This is a genomic window from Hymenobacter sp. GOD-10R (assembly GCF_035609205.1).
Taxonomy (GTDB): domain Bacteria; phylum Bacteroidota; class Bacteroidia; order Cytophagales; family Hymenobacteraceae; genus Hymenobacter.
The window spans coordinates 5,457,637-5,476,156 of sequence record NZ_CP141184.1; the positions used below are offsets into that span (position 1 = coordinate 5,457,637).

The following is an 18,520-nucleotide window of genomic DNA, read 5'->3' on the forward strand; positions in this document are numbered from 1 at the left end:
CGGGACGCGCACTAGGGACTATTCTGGCAACGCTACTTTCCTAGGGGCACCTCTTTAAAAAACAGCTTAGCGTTGATATTCCGCGCTACGGTTTTGCCCTGCACCTGGCCTTTCTCGCAGGAGACGCGGTAGTGAATCCCGCCGTAGAGGCGCGAAATACCACCTTCAATACCCGCTTGCTCAAACGAGGCATACGACCGGCTACCTAGGCCAAACTGCACATAGTTCTGATCGGTGAAAGCGTAGTTGTCGCCGAATAGTTGCGTTAGGGCTTCAGCCGCAGAGCCAGATACTACGGCATGGCCAGCACTGTATTCTGGGTATGAGGGCGTCGGAATAAGAGAGTTCCAAGTGGGTTGGCCCATTGTGTTGCGGATGTAAGTGATAGGGCGCAGTAGGTTGTAGGTGTACTTTGTTTTAAGCGTGCTAATCAAGGCGTCGTTCAGAGTGATGCCTACTTTAGCATAAGCCATCAGGGCTTTGCCTAGGGATGTGTGCTCCTTCTGCAAGACCTGCGCTAAGATCGACATCCAGTGGCCAGGTGGAGTGAAGCTGCGGCCGTTAGGCACGTCATTCCAGAACAAGGCAGTGGCTTTTTGCTCCGCGGTGCTGGTTTGCGATATATCGTACACTTCCTTGACCATCAAGTAAAACGGCGAGCCTACCTGTTCGGAATAGGCCATGGGTGGGCCAGGGTCAGTGTTGTCGATGCTGCTCGCCACAATGGGCCGATTGGAGCCCCAAAAAGGGAAGACGGGTTTGCCGAAGGTAGGCGGCGTAGGTACCCATAGACCGGGGCCAGTGGGTAGCGTGTAAACCGCGGGGTTGTTGTACCCATCCGTTTGGGCCCACGCCCACACGGATGCAGCTACTTGCTTGCCAAACGTGACGGAGCGCTCCACCACTTCTGGTGGTAGCCCTGCTGCACAAGCCGCCTTGTTGGTCGCTTCGAGCGAATCGATGGCAGCTAGGTTAGCAGCGGAGGTCGTTGAGAAAAAGCTGCGGTTGATGGCTGCCAAGGCTGCGTTGGTGCTCAAAGGTGAGTTGTAAGCTAGCTTCTTATCGGTCGATGGCAAGCCCGTCAGGCCGTTAAGCTGGCCTTCCAGCGTTCGGTAGCCTAGCAGGCCAGGAACCGCCGCCTCGTAGCCGGCAATACCGGCGTAAGCGAAAGGCCGCCCGAAAGTATTGGTCGGGTCTACGAACGTGGTTTGCACCAGCCGCAGCTGCAGGTTCAGCCACGAGACCGCCACGTCGGCGCGGTAGTCTGGCACGGTAGGCAGCGGGTCGTGGTCGGCGCAGGAAGTGCCCAGAAGCAAGCTGCCGCCCATCAGCAGCCACAGCAGAAGGATGCGCGGACCAAAACGATACGTATTACGGGTAGTTTTCATGTGCATAATGAATAGTAGGTCAGCAAATTCAAGTGTTCGACTTCCGAACCTTATTGTCAGTTACCATTCAAAGATGCCCCATAGGCTAGGCTCTTGCTGGCTTATTCGCCTAGCGGCAATGCTTCATCGACATACAGCAGCAGCATCTTGGCAAACAGCATTTTATGTCGTTCGTCTACTTGTTTCTGTTGTCTGTCGACAAGCTATTCCTGGAACATTCGCCGTTTTATCATTTATCGAAAAACTAGCCTGCACTGCTGTTTTCGGTCCTAACTCCACAAAGGCAAACAGCCCGACTTCTGCGTTAGAAGTCGGGCTGTTGTACAGAAAGCTAGCTTTCCTGCTACACCTTACAGCGTAGCAATGTCAATCACGAAGCGATACTTCACGTCGCCTTTCAGCATGCGCTCGTAGGCGTCGTTGATGTCGGCAATGTTGATCAGTTCGATGTCCGACATGATGTTGTGCTCGGCGCAGAAATCCAGCATTTCCTGGGTTTCGGCGATGCCGCCAATCAGCGAGCCGGCAATGCGGCGGCGGTTGCTGATCAGGTTGAAGGCGTGAATGTGCGGCGCCTCCGTAGGTACGCCCAGCAGAATCATCGTACCATCGCGACGGAGTAGGTTCACGTAAGTAGCGAGGTCCAGCTGCGCCGATACGGTGTTGATGATGAAGTCGAAGTAGTTCGTTACGCTCTTCAGCTGCTCTTCGTCCTTCGTCACCACAAACTTGTGGGCACCTAGCTCTTTGGCGTCGGCTTCTTTGTTGGGCGAGGTGCTGAGCACGGTTACTTCAGCGCCCATAGCGGCGGCTAGCTTCACGGCCATGTGACCAAGGCCACCTAGGCCCATCACGCCTACGCGGTGCCCGGGGCTCACTTTCCACTCACGCAGGGGCGAGTAGGTCGTGATGCCGGCGCACAGCAGCGGCGCCACGCGAGCGAGGTCGAGCGTATCGGATACTTTCAGCGTGTACTTTTCATCTACCACGATCTGGTTGGAGTAGCCGCCGTAGGTGGGCGCGCCGCTCTCGATTTCGCGGCTGTTGTAGGTGCCCACCATGCCGGTTGTTTCGCAATACTGCTCGAGGCCTTCTTGGCAGCTCGGGCAAGTGCGGCACGAGTCAACCATACAGCCGACGCCAGCTAGGTCACCTACTTTGAACTTGGTAACATGGTCGCCTACTTTGCTGATGCGGCCCACGATTTCGTGGCCGGGCACCATTGGGAAGATGGAGCCGCCCCACTCGTCGCGCACTTGGTGCAAGTCGGAGTGGCACACGCCACAGAACTGAATATCAATGAGTACATCGTGAGGACCTACTTCGCGGCGTTCGAAATTGAAAGGCGCGAGGGGGACTTTCACAGCTTCCGCTGCATAGCCTTTTACTGGAATCATGAATTTAAAATTTGGTTTTGGAGAAGGTAAAGCGCGGTCTTCCTTAACAGCAGGCCGGCTCGGAGGTTTTACTTGTTTACGGTAAACCTAGGATTAGTGGCCTAGCTAGTTCCCCTATCGGTGCTTAATTACGTGTAAAACGCGCTCCTGCTTACATCTAGGAACGCACGTCAGCACGTCACAACCTAAAGCGCTTGGGCTGATGTTGCCTACCGGAGTTTCTCTACTTTTCCAAACCGCTCCATACCAATATAGTGCTACTTAGTAGAGGAATAAGTAAAACCCAATTAGCCGGAATACTTCCTATAATTTTTTATAATATATCATCAATAAGTTAAATTTATTACGATTAATTATATTTTTTGTAAGAATATTAATAACAATATTAGCCTTGTTCTTATGCTTCACACGAGCTTCGCTGTTGCGCTTGTCAACGGGTCAGTTATGCCCGAACAGGCAGAAGAACAAGAGCCATTCAACGCTGAGTATCCATCCAATTTTTATAAGTCAGCTTATGAAACTATTTACTCACTCTTTTGCACCAGGTGAAAAAGTGCAGACCTGCAGTGGCTCACTCACCTTGCCTCCCAGTCTACTGGGCATCCTCTCCCTAGCTCCGCAAGAGCCTAGGGCTTCGCTGTTTGTGCCGAATCGAATTGCTTTAGAGCAAGCACTAAGCTAGGCAACCGCCGCAAAGATTATGAAAACACCTATTACTCCTGCAAGCCTGGAGCGAGCCGGCGTGTGCCTTGCCCGAAACGTTTCCGCTCCAAATTCTACCGCGGCAAAAACCAATAACTGGTTTTTCGAATTAGGTTATTCTCTACTAATCAAGCGCTTACTACTACTCGTATTCAGCCTTAGTTTTTCCTCTTTGCTGGCCCAAAACGCCATCGTGACGGAAAACGCGCAGACGGGTGCGCTAGCTTCTGAGTGGGATGTTAGCGGCGCTGGCGACCTATCCATCCAAGGTTTTGCGACCGATATCAGCTACAATGTGGGCGAAACGGCCCGCTTCAAAATTAAGACAAACGCCACCGGCTACACGATAAGGATCTACCGGTTAGGCTATTACCAGGGCCGTGGGGCTAGGTTTATAACCCAGATAGCGCCATCGGCTCCGCTGCCGCAGACTCAGCCACTCGGCAACTTCGACGCAACCACTGGCTTGCTGGATTGTGGCAACTGGGCCGAGTCGGCTAGCTGGGCCATACCTAGCTCGGCTGTTTCGGGTATTTACATTGCCAAGCTCACCCGCACCGATACGCAGGGTGCCAGCCATATCGTCTTTGTGGTGCGCAACGATGCCAGCACCTCCGATCTGCTTTTCCAGACCTCGGATGCTACCTGGCAGGCCTACAACGTGTACGGCGACAACAACAATGGCAAAAGCCTCTACACGGGCGCAGGCGGCAAAGCCTCCAAGGTGAGCTACAACCGGCCGTTTCTGACGCGCAGTGGCGGTGGCGGTGGCGGAGCGGCCGAAGATTGGCTATTCAACTCCGAATACCCGATGCTGCGCTGGCTCGAAGCCAACGGCTACGACATGACCTACAGCACCGACGTGGACACCGACCGGCGCGGCAATCTGCTACTCCAGCACAAAGTGTTCATGTCGGTCGGGCACGATGAGTATTGGTCGGGCGCTGCCCGGGACAACGTCACGGCGGCCCGCAATGCAGGCAAGCACCTAGCTTTTTTCGGCGGCAATGAGGTGTACTGGAAAACGCGGTGGGAAAACAACAACCGCACGCTGGTGTGCTACAAAGAAGGCGGCTCGGGCGAAAACGCCTGTAGTGGCAAGTGCGACCCTAGTCCCGAATGGACCGGGCAGTGGCGCAGCGGCTGCAACTTTCCCACGGCAGGTGGCTGCCGCCCCGAAAATGAGCTGAGCGGCCAAATCAGCTGGAGCGGGGACATCGGCACGATTCAGGTGCCGGCCACCTACAAGAACCTACGCTTCTGGCGCAACACCAGCGTGGCAGCCCTAGGTGCCGGTCAAACGGCTACCCTCACGCCCAACACCCTAGGCTACGAGTGGAACCCCTACCAGGAACAGTTTAAATCCACCTACCCTAGCGGTCGTATCGTGCTGTCGCAGACGACGCTTAACGGGAAAGTTCACCAACTCTCTATCTACAAGCACAGCAGCGGCGCCTTGGTATTCGGCGCCGGCACTGTGCAGTGGTCTTGGGGCTTAGATAGCAACCACGACCGGGGCAATGATGCCGCGAATCCGGCCATGCAGCAGGCAACGCTGAACCTGTTTGCCGACATGGGCGTGCAGCCGGCTACTCGGCAGGCTGGCTTGGTGGCCGCCACCGCCTCCACCGACGCCCAAGCGCCAACCGTCGCCATTACCTCCCCCGCTCCTAATGCTAGCCTGCCCAGCGGCACCGCCGTCACGATTACAGGCACAGCTACCGACGCCAATGCCGTAGCCGGAGTGGAAGTATCTACCGACGGCGGCACAACGTGGAACGTAGCCACCGGCACCACCAGTTGGACGTTCGCCTGGACTCCTACCACGCAAGGCGCGGCCACCATCCGAAGCCGTGCCTTCGACGACTCGGGCAACATGAGTGCCCCGGTTGTAGTAGCGGTTACGGTCACGGGCCCCAACACGCAGGTATGTCCCTGCACGGTATTTCAGCCGACGGAAGCGCCCGCCAATAACCCCTACAACGACAACCAAGCCATTCAGCTCGGTATGCGGTTCCGGGCTAGCTCCGATGGCTACATCACCGGGGCGCGTTTCTACAAGCAAAGCGGCAACACCGGCACCCACACTGCCCAACTCTACAACAATGCCGGCGTGCTACTGGCCGAGGCCGTGTTCACCAGCGAATCGGCCTCGGGCTGGCAGGAAGTTCCCTTCCCTAGCGCTGTGGCCGTCACGGCCAACACCACCTACGTCATTTCTTACCACAGCAGCGCGGGCAATTATTCCGCCACCAATCCGGGCTTCGATGTAGCGAAAGTCAACGGCCCGTTGCGCGGCTTGGCCAACGGAGAAGATGGGGCAAACGGCGTGTACAAGTACTCGGCCACACCAGCTTTCCCCACCGACAACTACCAAACCAGCAACTACTGGGTTGACGTCGTGTTCAACACCACGGGGGGCGGGGCAGATACTACGCCGCCAACGGTTGTTTCGACGTCGCCAATTGCCAACGCTGGCAACGTCAGCATCACGCCGGCCGTCACGGTCACGTTCAACGAAGCCCTCGACCCGGCCACCGTGAACACCAACACCCTAGGTCTTTTCGGCCCCGGCAATGCGCCGGTAAGTGCCTCCGTGAGCTACAACGCCAGCAGCCGCACGGCCACGCTGAGCCCAACGGGCAACCTAGCTTATTCAACTGCTTACACGGTACGTGTTAAAGGCGGTACCACTGACCCGCGTATTAAAGACGCAGCAGGAAATGCATTGGCCGCGGATTATACCTGGTCGTTTACGACGCGGTCCGCGCCACCGGCTCCTCTACCCTCGCCTAATGATGGTCCCGGCGGCCCAATCCTGGTGATTAGCTCCACGGCCAACCCGTTCAGCCGCTTTCCAGTTGAAATTCTGCGGGCGGAAGGCTTCAACGAGTTTGCTGCCAGAGACATCGCGCAGGTAGACAACACCTTGCTGAATGCCTATGACGTGGTGGTGCTGGGTGACATTTCGGTGTCGCCAGCCCAAGTCACGATGCTCACCAACTGGGTAACGGCTGGGGGCACCCTGATTGCGCTCCGGCCAAATGCGCAGCTAGCTCCCCTCCTAGGTCTTAACCCTGCGAACGGAACGCTCAGCGACAAGTACTTGCTGGTCAACACAGCCAGCGGGCCCGGCGTCGGCATTGTCGATCAAACTATGCAATTCCATGGCACCGCCGACCTGTATACGCTGAACGGGGCCACAGCCCTAGCCACGCTGTACTCGGGGGCAACTGCGGCGACCACCAACCCAGCCGTAACGACCAAAGATGTGGGCCCCAACGGCGGCAAGGCCATTGCCTTCACCTACGACCTAGCACGGTCCGTGGTGTATACGCGTCAGGGCAATCCGGCCTGGGCTGGGCAAAAGCGAGACGGCGAAATCAACCCGATTCGCTCGGACGACATGTTCTTCCCCGACTGGATTGACTTCAACAAAGTAACAATTCCGCAGGCTGATGAGCAGCAGCGCTTGCTAGCTAACATCATCGTGCAAAGCAACTTGCACCGGAAGCCCCTACCTAGGTTCTGGTACTTACCACGCGGCTTGAAGGCAGCAGTAGTAATGACCGGTGACGACCACGGCAACGGCGGCACCAAGGGCCGGTTCGATGGCTACATCGCTAAAAGCTCCTCCAACACGGCCCAGGCCGTAGCCGACTGGACGGCCATTCGGGGCACGTCCTACATCTACCCCGGCACGCCCATCACCGATGCGCAAGCTGCCGCCTACGAGGCGCAAGGCTTTGAAATCGGCCTGCACCTGAACACGGATTGCAACGTCTGGACGCCGACTTCCCTGCGCAACTACTTCGATACGCAGTTGCCGCAGCTAGCCAGTCAGCTACCTAGCATCTCTGCCACCAGCACGCTGCGGACGCACTGCATCTCGTGGAGCGACTGGGCCACCCAGCCCAAGGCGGAGGTGGAGCGCGGTATTCGCCTGGATGCCAACTACTATTACTGGCCCGCTGCCTGGATTCAAAACCGCCCCGGCATGTTCACCGGCTCTGGCATGCCGATGCGCTTCGCTGATACGGATGGCTCGCTGATTGACTGCTACCAGGCCACCACGCAGCTCACCGATGAATCGGGTATTACCTATTCCACCCACATCAATACGCTGCTAGATAATGCATTGGGCGCTAAAGGCTACTACGGCGTGTTCACGGCCAACATGCACACCGACCTAGAGCAGGTGGGCACCAACAGCACCGATGGTTCCAACACCATCATTGCCGCCGCGCAGCAACGCCAAGTACCGGTGATTTCGGCCAAGCAAATGCTGACCTGGCTGGACGGCCGCAACAACTCGTCGTTTGGCACGATGACCTGGAATGGTAATGCGCTGAACTTCTCCATCACGACGGCCAGCGGCTCGAATAACCTGCGCGCCATGCTCCCGCTGCTTGCCAGCGTGGGCCAGCTCACGGGCATCACCGTCAACGGCAGCGCCGTTACGTACACCACCGAAACCATCAAGGGCATTCAGTACGCCTTCTTCCCGGCCAACGGCGGCAACTACGTAGCTAGCTATTCGACGGATAATACGCCGCCCGTCATTTCGGCCGTGGCCGTGGCGCAACCTAGCTCCGGCGGCGCCACCATCACCTGGACGACCAACAAGCCCTCAGACTCGAAAGTGGTGTATGGCACCACGGCAGCCAACCTGAACCTGACGGCTACCACGGCGGGTTTGGTGACCTCGCACAGCGTGGCGCTGAGCAGCCTAGCCCCGTCCACCACGTACTACTATCGCGTGGTGTCGGTCGATGCACAGTCGAATACCACGACTGAGCCCAATCCGCCAGCGGCCCCGCTGAGCTTCACCACACCGGCCGCTCCGCCAGCTGTTTGTTTTCAGGACCAGACTAGCGCTGACTTTACGGCTGGCACTACCGGCGCCAACATCTACGTGCCCGCGGCGGGTGGCGTACTACTGAAGCCGCAGGTAGCCCAGGAGTTTACGGCCGCGCCGCCCACCACCGAGTGGCAAAGCTTCCCGTGGAATGGTGGCGGAGCTACCACCTTCTCCGGCGGACAAGCCGTTGTGGATGGTGCCCGCTTCAATACCGAACCCGTCACGGCGACTTCTGGCCCCGGCACCTCGGTTGAGTTCGTGGCTACGTTCGGTGCCGCACCGTTTCAGCACGTCGGTTTCGGCGCTGGTAATGATGTGGATATGTTTAACAATACGCCGATCTGGGCCATGTTCAGCACCGGCAGCGCGTCCACTAGTCTGATAGCTAGGGTCAACAACAATGGCACCCAGACGGATGTGCCGCTGCCCGGCAACTTGCTCGGCACGGCCCACCGCTACCGCATCGATTGGAAAGCTAGCAGCATCGACTTCTACGTGGATGGCACCCTAGCTCAAACCACCAACGTGGCGCTAAGCACCCCGATGCGCGTGGGCGCCAGCGACTACAATGTCGGTGGACCTGCTGTGAGCCTGGATTGGGTGCGTATTAGCCCTTATGCTAGCCCAGGCAGCTTCACCTCCCGCGTGTACGACGGCGGCAGCGCCAAAACGTGGGGCCAAGCTAGCTGGCAGGCCGATGTGCCCACCGGCACGGGCTTGCAACTGTTGCAGCGCCAGGGTAACACTGCTGTACCAGATGGCACCTGGACGCCATTCGCCGCCATTGCGAGCAACGGCGCTACCGTGGGCGGCACCTCCCGCTACATTCAGTACCGGGCCGACCTGAGCACTTCCACCCCGACCCTGACGCCAACCTTGCAGAGCCTAGGTATTGCCTGCTCGACGCCAGCTTGCGCAACGGTGGTGTTCACGCCCGCAACGGGCACTGCCCTGCCAGCCGGCACGGTAGGCACTGCTTATTCGCAGACCATCAGCACGGCGCCAACGGGCTACACGTACTCGGCCACTGGTTTGCCCACCGGGCTCAGCATCGACCAGAACTCGGGGGTTATCAGCGGTACGCCAAGTGCGGTGGCCGCCAACGCGGCTATTGTCGTTACGGCCACGCAAGGAGCCTGCACAGCCACAGCTAGCTATACCCTAACGGTGACTCCGGCCAGCACGCTGCGCGTACCGGAAAACCCGGCCAATGCCGTGGCGGGTCTGGACTACAAGTATTACGAAGGTTTTTGGAATACACTGCCCAACTTCGGCACGCTCACGCCCACGAAGACCGGTACCGTAACTACCCCGACACTGGCTGTTGCCCTGCGCGATAATGGCTTCGGGTTCCAGTACACGGGCTACGTGACGGTGCCCGAAGACGGCCAGTATACCTTCTCCACTACCTCCGACGACGGCTCGCAACTCTACATCGGCTCCACGCTGGTGGTGGATAACGATGGCTTGCACGGCGACCGGGAAGTGGCGGGTTCTATTGGCTTACAGGCCGGCACGCACGCCCTTACCATCACCTTCTTCGAGAACGACGGCGGCCAAACCTTGCAGGTAACTTACGCCGGACCTAGCTTGACGAAGCAAGTCATTCCGGCTTCCGCCTACAAGCGGGTGCCCATCACCGGAGCCAACCAGGCGCCGATTGCCAACGCAGGCCCTAACCAGAGCATCACGCTGCCCACCAGTTCAGTCACTCTGAATGGCACGGCTTCCACCGACCCCGATGGCACCATTGCCACTTACCTGTGGAGCCAGGCCAGTGGGCCGAACAATGCGAGCTTCAGCAGCACGAGCGCGCCCACGCCGACGGTGAGCGGCTTGGTAGCTGGCACTTACATCTTCAGCGTGGTGGTTACCGACAACCTAGGTCTGCAAAGCACTCCCGCTCAGGTGAGCATCATCGTGAATGCCAGTGGCACCCTCCGCACGCCGGAAAACCCGGCCAATACCGTGGCGGGCTTGGACTACAAATATTACGAAGGTTTCTGGGAGGCGGTGCCGAACTTCAGCACGCTTACTCCGCTGAAGACGGGTACGACCACGGCTTTCGAGCTGACGGCTCAGCAGCGTGACTACGGGTTTGCTTTCCAATTTACGGGCTACGTGACCGTGCCCCAGGATGGCATCTACACCTTCTACACCAACTCCGATGATGGCTCCCTGCTCTACATCGGCTCGACGCTGGTGGTCGATAACGACGGTTCTCACGACAGTCGAGAAAGAACGGGCACTATTGGCCTGAAAGCCGGCACGCATGCCTTCAAGGTTTCCTACCTACAAGGCTACGGCAGCCAGAACCTGCAAGTCAGCTACGCCGGACCTAGCCTCGGCAAGCAGTTCATTCCGGCTTCGGCGCTGCGTCGGGTATCTGGAACCACCTCGACCAACCAGCCGCCGGTGGCCAATGCGGGTAGCAACCAGAGCATCACCTTGCCCCAGAACAGCACCTCGCTCAGCGGCAGCGGCACGGACACAGATGGCACCATCACCGGCTATACCTGGAGTCAGGTGAGTGGACCCAACACAGCTACGTTCAGCAGCAAAACCGTGTTCAACCCCATCGTCAGCGGCTTGGTAGCGGGCACCTACGTCTTCGGCTTGGTAGTCACCGACAATTTAGGAGCCAACAGTGCTATCAGCCAAGTTTCCGTGACGGTAAATGCCAACAACAGCTTGCGTGTGCCGGAGAACCCAGCCAATACCGTGGCCGGCCTGGACTATAAGTACTATGAAGGCTTCTGGGATGTGCTGCCCAATTTCGCCAGCTTGACGCCGCTGAAGAGTGGCTCCACGACGGCTATCGATCTGAACGCTCGGCAGCGGGATTATGGTTACGCCTTCCAGTACACGGGCTACGTGACCGTGCCCACGGACGGGCAGTACACCTTCTTCACGACTTCGGATGATGGCTCGCAACTGCTGATCGGCTCCACGGTGGTGGTCAACAACGACGGCTTGCATGACACGCGCGAAGCCAGCGGCACCATTGGTTTGCAAGCTGGTACGCACGCCTTCACCGTCACCTACTTCCAGAACGGCGGTGGCCAGAATCTGACGGTGAGCTACCAGGGACCTAGCCTCGGCAAGCAAGTCATTCCAGCCTCGTCGCTGCGGCGCGTGGCTCAGGGCAGCAACCAGCCGCCGGTGGCCAATGCGGGCAGCAACCAGAGCATCACCTTGCCCCAGAACAGCACACAGCTTAGTGGCAGCGGCACGGATGCGGATGGTCCCATTACGGCCTACACTTGGAGCCAGGTGAGTGGCCCGAACACGGCTACCTTCAGCAGCAAGACGATAGCGACTCCGACCGTGAGCGGCTTGGTAGCGGGCACCTACGTGTTTGGCTTAGTAGTCACCGATAACCTAGGGGCCAACAGTGCTATCAGTCAGGTGTCAGTTACGGTAAATGCCAACAACAGCTTGCGTGTGCCGGAGAACCCGGCTAATACGGTGGCCGGTCTGGACTATAAGTACTACGAAGGCTTCTGGGATGTGCTGCCCAACTTCCCGACGCTCACGCCCGTGAAAACCGGCACGATAGCCACTCCTAACCTATCGGTGGCCTCGCGCAATTACGGCTATGCCATTCAGTACACGGGCTACGTGACTGTGCCCGTAGATGGCCAGTACACGTTCTTCACCAGCTCCGATGATGGCTCGCGCCTCTACATCGGCTCTACCCTGGTGGTCGACAACGACGGGCTGCACGACACGAAAGAGCGGCTAGGTACCATTGGTTTGCAGGCCGGCACGCATGCTTTCACGGTGGCCTTCTTCCAGAACGGCGGCGGGGAAAACCTGACGGTGAGCTACCAAGGACCTAGCCTGAGCAAGCAAGTCATTCCGGCCTCGGCGCTGCGGCGCGTGGTGAACGGGGCTGCGGCCACTACCGCTACTGCCGGCGTGCTTCAGACCTCGGTTTCCGAGCGAACCCAGCGCGCCCTGTTGGAGGTTTACCCCAATCCACTGGCGGAGGAAAGCGGCTTGGTGCACTTCCACACGTTGCAAGGAGGCAAGGCACAGGTGTATTTGTACAATGACCTAGGTGAGCTCATCTCGACGCTCTACAACGCCGAGGTAGTCAGCGGGCAGGAGTATTACCTACCCTTGTCGCGCGGCAACCTAGCTAGTGGCGTCTACCTGCTGCGACTTATCAGCAACGGCAAAGTGGAAAATAGGCGCCTTACTATCACGCGGTAAGGACCTTGCGTATTCCGCTACCCCGAAAACGGCGGCTGAGCTTAGCTCAGTCGCCGTTTTTATTAGCCTTTGTTAGGGCTGCTGTTTTTGTCCCGATCAGGAGCGCACGGGTAGCGTTTCGGGCTGATTTGCTACTGTTAGTTGGAATACATCATTGCGCGAATAATGCCCTACGCAGTCGAAGTCCAGCTTGCTTTTAATCAGCACGTCGGCGTCCAGCTCGGCCGTCAGCAAGCCTTCTTGGTCCCACAGCGGCCCAGCCAAGATTTCGCCCATCGGCGAGATAATCACGCTACCGCCCCGGCTCATGCTATCGGGCTCGTCGGCTAGGTCGGCTTGGTAGCGCTCGGGGTAGTCGCTTTTGCGCACAAACTGATTGCTGGCCAGCACGTAGCAACGGCCTTCCAGGGCAATGTGCTGCATGGTCGACTGCCAAGAGTCGCGGGCGTCGGCGGTGGGCGCTAGGTAGATTTCGACGCCTTTTTGGTAAAGCGCCGTGCGCGCCAGCGGCATGTAGTTTTCCCAGCAGATCAGCCCGCCCACTATACCTAGCTCCGTGGCAAAGCTTACCAGCGTACTGCCGTCGCTTTCGCCCCAGATGTAACGTTCTAGCCCGGTGGGTTTGAGCTTGCGATGTTTGCCCAAGAGCGCGCCATCTTTGCCAAAGTAGAGCAGCGTGCAATACAGCGTGCCGCCAATCGGCTCCTTTTCGGTGATGCCCAACGCCACAAATACGCCCGCTTTCCGCACGGCTTGCTGAATACGACCTAGCTCCGGCGAATCAACGGCCAAGCTGTTTTGCCAATAGTCGAGCCACACGGCGCGGCCTTTGTCGGTGCGCCGCCCCACGATGGCCTCGAAGGTCAGGCCGCGTGGGTAGCACGGAATAAACGACTCGGGGAAGAGCAGCAGCTCGCAGCCGGCGTCGGCGCCGCGCTGGATCCAATCAATTACTAGGTCAACACTTTTCTCCAGATCGAAAAGCGCGGGGGTGGCTTGTACCACGCCTACTTTGCTCGTTTTCATGTGGCTTCTGCTGGGCACCTAGGTTCAAGAGAAGGCCAACCTGCGCAAAAGTAGCAACCTACCCGAAGGACCTACCACGCAATGCTTCCGCACGACAGCCTAGGTAGCTAACGGGGCTCAGTGCTGGGCGCTACCTGAACAGTAGCTTCAAAATTCACAACTTGTTTTAAGCCAGCAATATAGAAATAAATTACATATAAAAATACACAGATAAAATTTACTTATGCCTGTATATTTTCATGCTCAATTACTCACCAGGCAGGGTTAGAACCTGCTCATTAGCTGCCTTTTTCACCCTCTTATCCTTACTTTATGTTCTTATTTACTCCGCGCTTTTATCGACGTAGCACATTATCATCGGAGCATACGCTTCCTCTGCGATTCCTTCGGGTAGGACTCCTGTTATTATTCATTGGGCAGGTTGGTGCTACGGGCACGCAGGCGCAGTTGCTGGTAACGGGCACGACGCCACCCGCCAACGCGGTAGCCGCGTCGCGCACCACTAACGTAGCGGCCACCTTCAACCAGCCGCTGGGCAACACTCCCGCCGTGCAGCAAGCCGTGAAGGTATTTGGCCAGCAGACAGGCGGCCGCAAAGCGGGCACCGTCACGGTGAGCGGCAACACACTCACGTTTGACCCCACCACCGATTTTAAAGCAGGCGAGCAGGTTTTGGCCACGTTCACGACTGCCGTGCAAGGCAGCACCGGCGGCAGTTTGTCCAAGCCACAGGTCTTTCAGTTTACCGCCGCCACCGCCCCGAGCACGGGTGTCTTTACCGGGGGTGCATCTCTGGATGCGGACGCGCGTAATGGCTTCATCGGAGATTTGAACGGAGATGGCAGCCCGGACCTGATTGACTACACCTACGGCCCCTTCGCCGAGGGGACGATTCGTCTGAGCAACGGCGACGGTACCTATGGCAGCCCGCAATCCCTTTCCCTCTCCTACTTCACGCGGAGTCTCGCGCTCGGCGACGTGGATGAGGATGGCGACCTAGATCTGATTAGCGCGCACAACGTCCGCTACAGCCCTAATGGGTTGGTATCCGTGCATCTGAACAACGGGCAAGGCTCTTTTTCCGGCGGGTCAAGTCTTACCGTTGGTTCTTTTCCCACCTCCGCCACCCTGAGCGATGTCAACGGCGACGGGCACTTAGATCTGCTCTTTATCAGCACCATCGGCTCTAATGCCCTCAGCATCCGTTTTGGCAACGGCAACGGCACCTTTAGGGAAACAGGACAGGATATCCCAGCCGACGAAACCCCCATTGTTCCGGTCGACATCGACAACGACGGCGACTTAGACCTGTTTACTGGCAACCAGGCCTACCTCAACAATGGCACGGGCTTCTTCGCGGGTTCGCAGGCAATTAATGCGGATGCCGCCTCCGCGTTTGGCGACCTGGATGGCGACGGCGACCTCGACCTAGTGACGTCGGGAGGTACCATCTTGCGCAACAACGGCGCGGGCACGTTTACGGCTAGCGGCGCGGGCACACTCGCCGGCAACAACCGCCTCGGCGACGTAGATGGGGACGGTGACCTGGATCTGGTATCGGGCAGCGGCACTACCGTGCGCGTGCGCCTGAACGATGGTACTAGCCTCTTCAGCGGCAGCCAGCAAGTAGCGGTAGCCGGCACGGGCCTCCTATCCCTGGCTGACGTGGATGAGGATGGCGACCTGGATATCTTGGCGAGTAATGGCTACACGGTGAGCCTACGGCTGAACGGAGCCGCCAACTTTGCTATCACAGGCCTTTCCCCGGCACGCAACGCAATAGCCGCCCCGCGCACGACGGACGTGGCCGCCACCTTCAACCAGACCCTAGCTAACACCGCCGCCACGCAAGGCGCCCTGAAAGTGTACAGCGCCCAAGCTGGCGGCCGCAAGGCGGGCACGGCCACGGTGAGCGGCAACACGCTCGCCTTCAACCCCACCACCGACTTCAAGCCCGGCGAAACGGTATTCACAACCGTAACCTCGGCCGCGCAAAGCAGCAGCGGCGCTAGTCTGGCAACCGGGCAGGTATTCCAATTCCGGACCGCTACCACCCCTAGTTCTGGTACGTTTGCCGAAGGCTCTAACCCGACCGTAGACAATGGTACTCCGTCGCTCGGGGCTGTTACGTTCGGCGACGTGGACGGTGACGGCGACCTTGACCTCCTCACGGCGAACACAAGTAACATATTCAATATGGGTTCCGTGGGCGTGCGCCTGAACGATGGCAAAGGAATATTTGGTCCAGGCCAAATAGTGCCGATTGATAGAGGAACTGGTACGTTGGCAACCGGCGACATTGACGGCGACGGCGACCTGGACTTTGTTGCTACAAACTACACGTTTACGAGTTTTACTGGCCGCATCGGTGCTTTGAACGTACGCGTAAACAACGGCAACGGCAGCTTCAGCAACACGCAACAACTATCGATAACGGATGACGGATACGAAAGCATTCGATTCGGCGACGTGGATAGTGATGGAGATCTTGACTTAGTGGGGGCCAATTTTACCGGAAGAGTAGACGTATTCCTAAATGATGGTGGAGGCACATTCAGCTTCGGCCCGCGTGTCGCCGTTGGTCAGTTTCCCAAACAAGTAGAGTTGACTGACGTAGACGGTGACGGCGACTTGGACGTACTCACGTTTACCCGGAATAGTATTAGCGTGCGCCGCAATGATGGCCAGGGGTCCTTCAGTGGCACGCAAGAAGTAGCCGTGGCTGATTACCCCCGAGGCTTCGCAGTAGGCGACGTAAATGGTGACGGTTCCCCGGACTTGCTCGTGTCCCGGTACGGACTCGACAGTAACGAAATCGGCCAGGTAGATGTGTTTGCCAACGACGGCAGCGGCGGCTTCACCTTGGGTCAGAGCGTGGCTGTTGGGGCAAGTCCGCAAGCGCTAAAGCTCGGTGACGTCGATGGAGATGGCGACCTAGATTTTCTGGTTTGCAATTATTACACAGGCGTATCTAATAACACCGTAACTGTGCGGCTGAACAACGGCAACGGTGTTTTTAGCGGTAACCAGCAAGTCCCCGTGACGGATTACCCCGGCAGTCTGGACCTAGGAGACGTAGATGGGGATGGTGACCTAGACCTAGCTACCGCTAGTTCTTTGCTCCCTCAACTCATCATCCGCCTCAACCAGAACACGGCGCAAGGCCCACTCGCTGTTGTGAGCGTTGCACCGGCTCGCAACACTGTAGCAGCCCCGCGCGCAACGGATGTGGCGGTGACCTTCAACCAAACGCTGGGCAATACCGCTACCACGCAAAATGCTTTAAAAGTACATAGCGCCCAGGCTGGCGGCTTGAAAGCGGGCGGTGCTAGCGTGAGCGGTATGACGCTTACCTTTAACCCAAACGCTGACTTCAAGCCCGGCGAAACGGTGTTTGCCTCGGTGCTCGCCTCAGCCCAGAGCAGCGGCGGCCAGAGCTTAGCGAAAGGCCAAGTGTTTCAGTTCACGGCCGCAACGGCTACTGCGGCAGCTACCTTCAGCGGTACAGAAGTAGCAACGGGAGCAGGCGCCAACACCACAGCCCTCGGTGACCTCGATAGGGACGGCGACCTAGATCTGCTCACGGCTAATACGAATGCTAGCTCCGTGTGGGTGCGCCTGAACAACGGCAATGGCACTTTCGCGGGCACGCAGGAAGTGCGCGTGGATGATGGTCCTTACGCCATAGCCTTAGGCGACATAGACGGTGATGGAGACCTAGATTTCGTGACAGCCAATGCGAGCCGCCGCACCGTCTCGGTACGCTTCAACGATGGCCGCGGCAGCTTCCCGGGCGCCCTTGAAGTACCCGTGGGTGTGAGCCCGCACGCCGTGGCCCTAGGTGATATTGACGCCGATGGCGACCTAGACCTATTGGCCGCTAACTACACCGACGGCACCGATAACAACCTGAACAGCACCGTGTCGGTGCGCCTCAACAACGGCTTTGGCGGCTTCAGTGGCTCGCAGGAAGTGAGCATCGGCACACGTCCCTTGAGCATTGCCCTCGGCGACGTGGATAACGATGACGACCTCGACTTCGCAACGGCTAACTCAAACACCAACAAGGTAAGCGTGCGCCTCAACGACGGCGCGGGCACTTTCTCCGGCACCCAGGAAGTGAGCGTTGGCTACCAGCCGCACGGTGTAGCCCTAGCTGACGTGGACAAAGATGGCAACCTAGATATTCTAGCGGCCCACTTAGTCGACAGCGGTGTGAGCGTGCGCCTGAACAATGGCACCGGCACCTTCACCGGCACCCAGGAAGTAGCCGTGAATGGTGCCCGCAGCCTAGCAACGGGTGACGTAAACGGCGACGGCAACCTCGATCTGCTGGTTGGCAATGTGTGGGGCAACACGGTTGCAGTGCGCCTCAACAGCGGCACTGGCACCTTCACTGGCAGCCAAGCGGTAGCGGTCGGCACGGCTGTGTCAGCGGTGAGCGTAGGCGACCTAGATGGCAACGGCACCCTGGACTTCGTGACAGCGAATGCCAATGCGAATACGGCGAGCGTCCGCCTGAATGCGGCTGCCGCTACGGCGGCGCCAGCCAATCAAGCGCTGGCATACTCGGCGCGCCGGCCGCAGGAGTTGAGCGTGTACCCCAACCCTGCCCACGACCGCGTGCAACTCCAACTTCCGCTTGACTTAGCCGCCCAGTCGGTACAGGTGAGCGTCCGTAACTCCTTGGGTCAAGTTGTGTTGGAGAAGACCCTAGCTCCGCAAGCGGAGGCTGAGCTTTCCCTGGCAAACTTACCCACAGGCGTCTACCACGTGCAGGTTCGCTCCAAACAAGGCTTGTTGAGCCAACGCTTAGTAGTGGAATAATCTCTGCTTTCACCAACAAAAAAGGGCCGGCTACTAAAGTAGCCGGCCCTTTTTTGTTGGTGAAATACGTAGGCTAGCGGCTGAGTTTGTTTACTAGCAAA

Annotated in this window: 5 protein-coding genes; 2 read left to right on the plus strand and 3 right to left on the minus strand. The window is 58.3% G+C overall.

Going from position 1 to position 18,520, the window contains the following annotated elements; genetic code table 11:
- Positions 1-32: 32 nt before the first annotated feature.
- Complete coding sequence (locus tag SD425_RS21815; RefSeq protein ID WP_324672201.1) at positions 33-1,388, minus strand: vanadium-dependent haloperoxidase; 1,356 nt, start codon at positions 1,386-1,388, stop codon at positions 33-35.
- A 350-nt stretch (positions 1,389-1,738) separates the two neighbouring features.
- Entirely contained in the window at positions 1,739-2,785 is a 1,047-nt protein-coding gene (locus SD425_RS21820; protein ID WP_324672203.1) for an NAD(P)-dependent alcohol dehydrogenase, read from the minus strand.
- 874 nt (positions 2,786-3,659) lie between these two features.
- Here SD425_RS21820 and SD425_RS21825 point away from each other — a divergent pair.
- On the plus strand, positions 3,660-12,566 hold the full coding sequence (locus tag SD425_RS21825; RefSeq protein ID WP_324672205.1) for a N,N-dimethylformamidase beta subunit family domain-containing protein: 8,907 nt from the start codon (positions 3,660-3,662) through the stop codon (positions 12,564-12,566).
- Positions 12,567-12,662: 96 nt separating this feature from the next.
- Here the strand turns inward: SD425_RS21825 and SD425_RS21830 are convergent, their stop codons facing one another.
- On the minus strand, positions 12,663-13,592 hold the full coding sequence (locus SD425_RS21830) for a carbon-nitrogen hydrolase family protein (protein WP_324672207.1): 930 nt from the start codon (positions 13,590-13,592) through the stop codon (positions 12,663-12,665).
- A gap of 312 nt (positions 13,593-13,904) precedes the next feature.
- Here SD425_RS21830 and SD425_RS21835 point away from each other — a divergent pair, with 312 nt between their 5' ends.
- Complete coding sequence (locus SD425_RS21835) at positions 13,905-18,419, plus strand: FG-GAP-like repeat-containing protein (RefSeq protein ID WP_324672209.1); 4,515 nt, start codon at positions 13,905-13,907, stop codon at positions 18,417-18,419.
- The last annotated feature ends 101 nt before the right edge of the window (positions 18,420-18,520 follow it).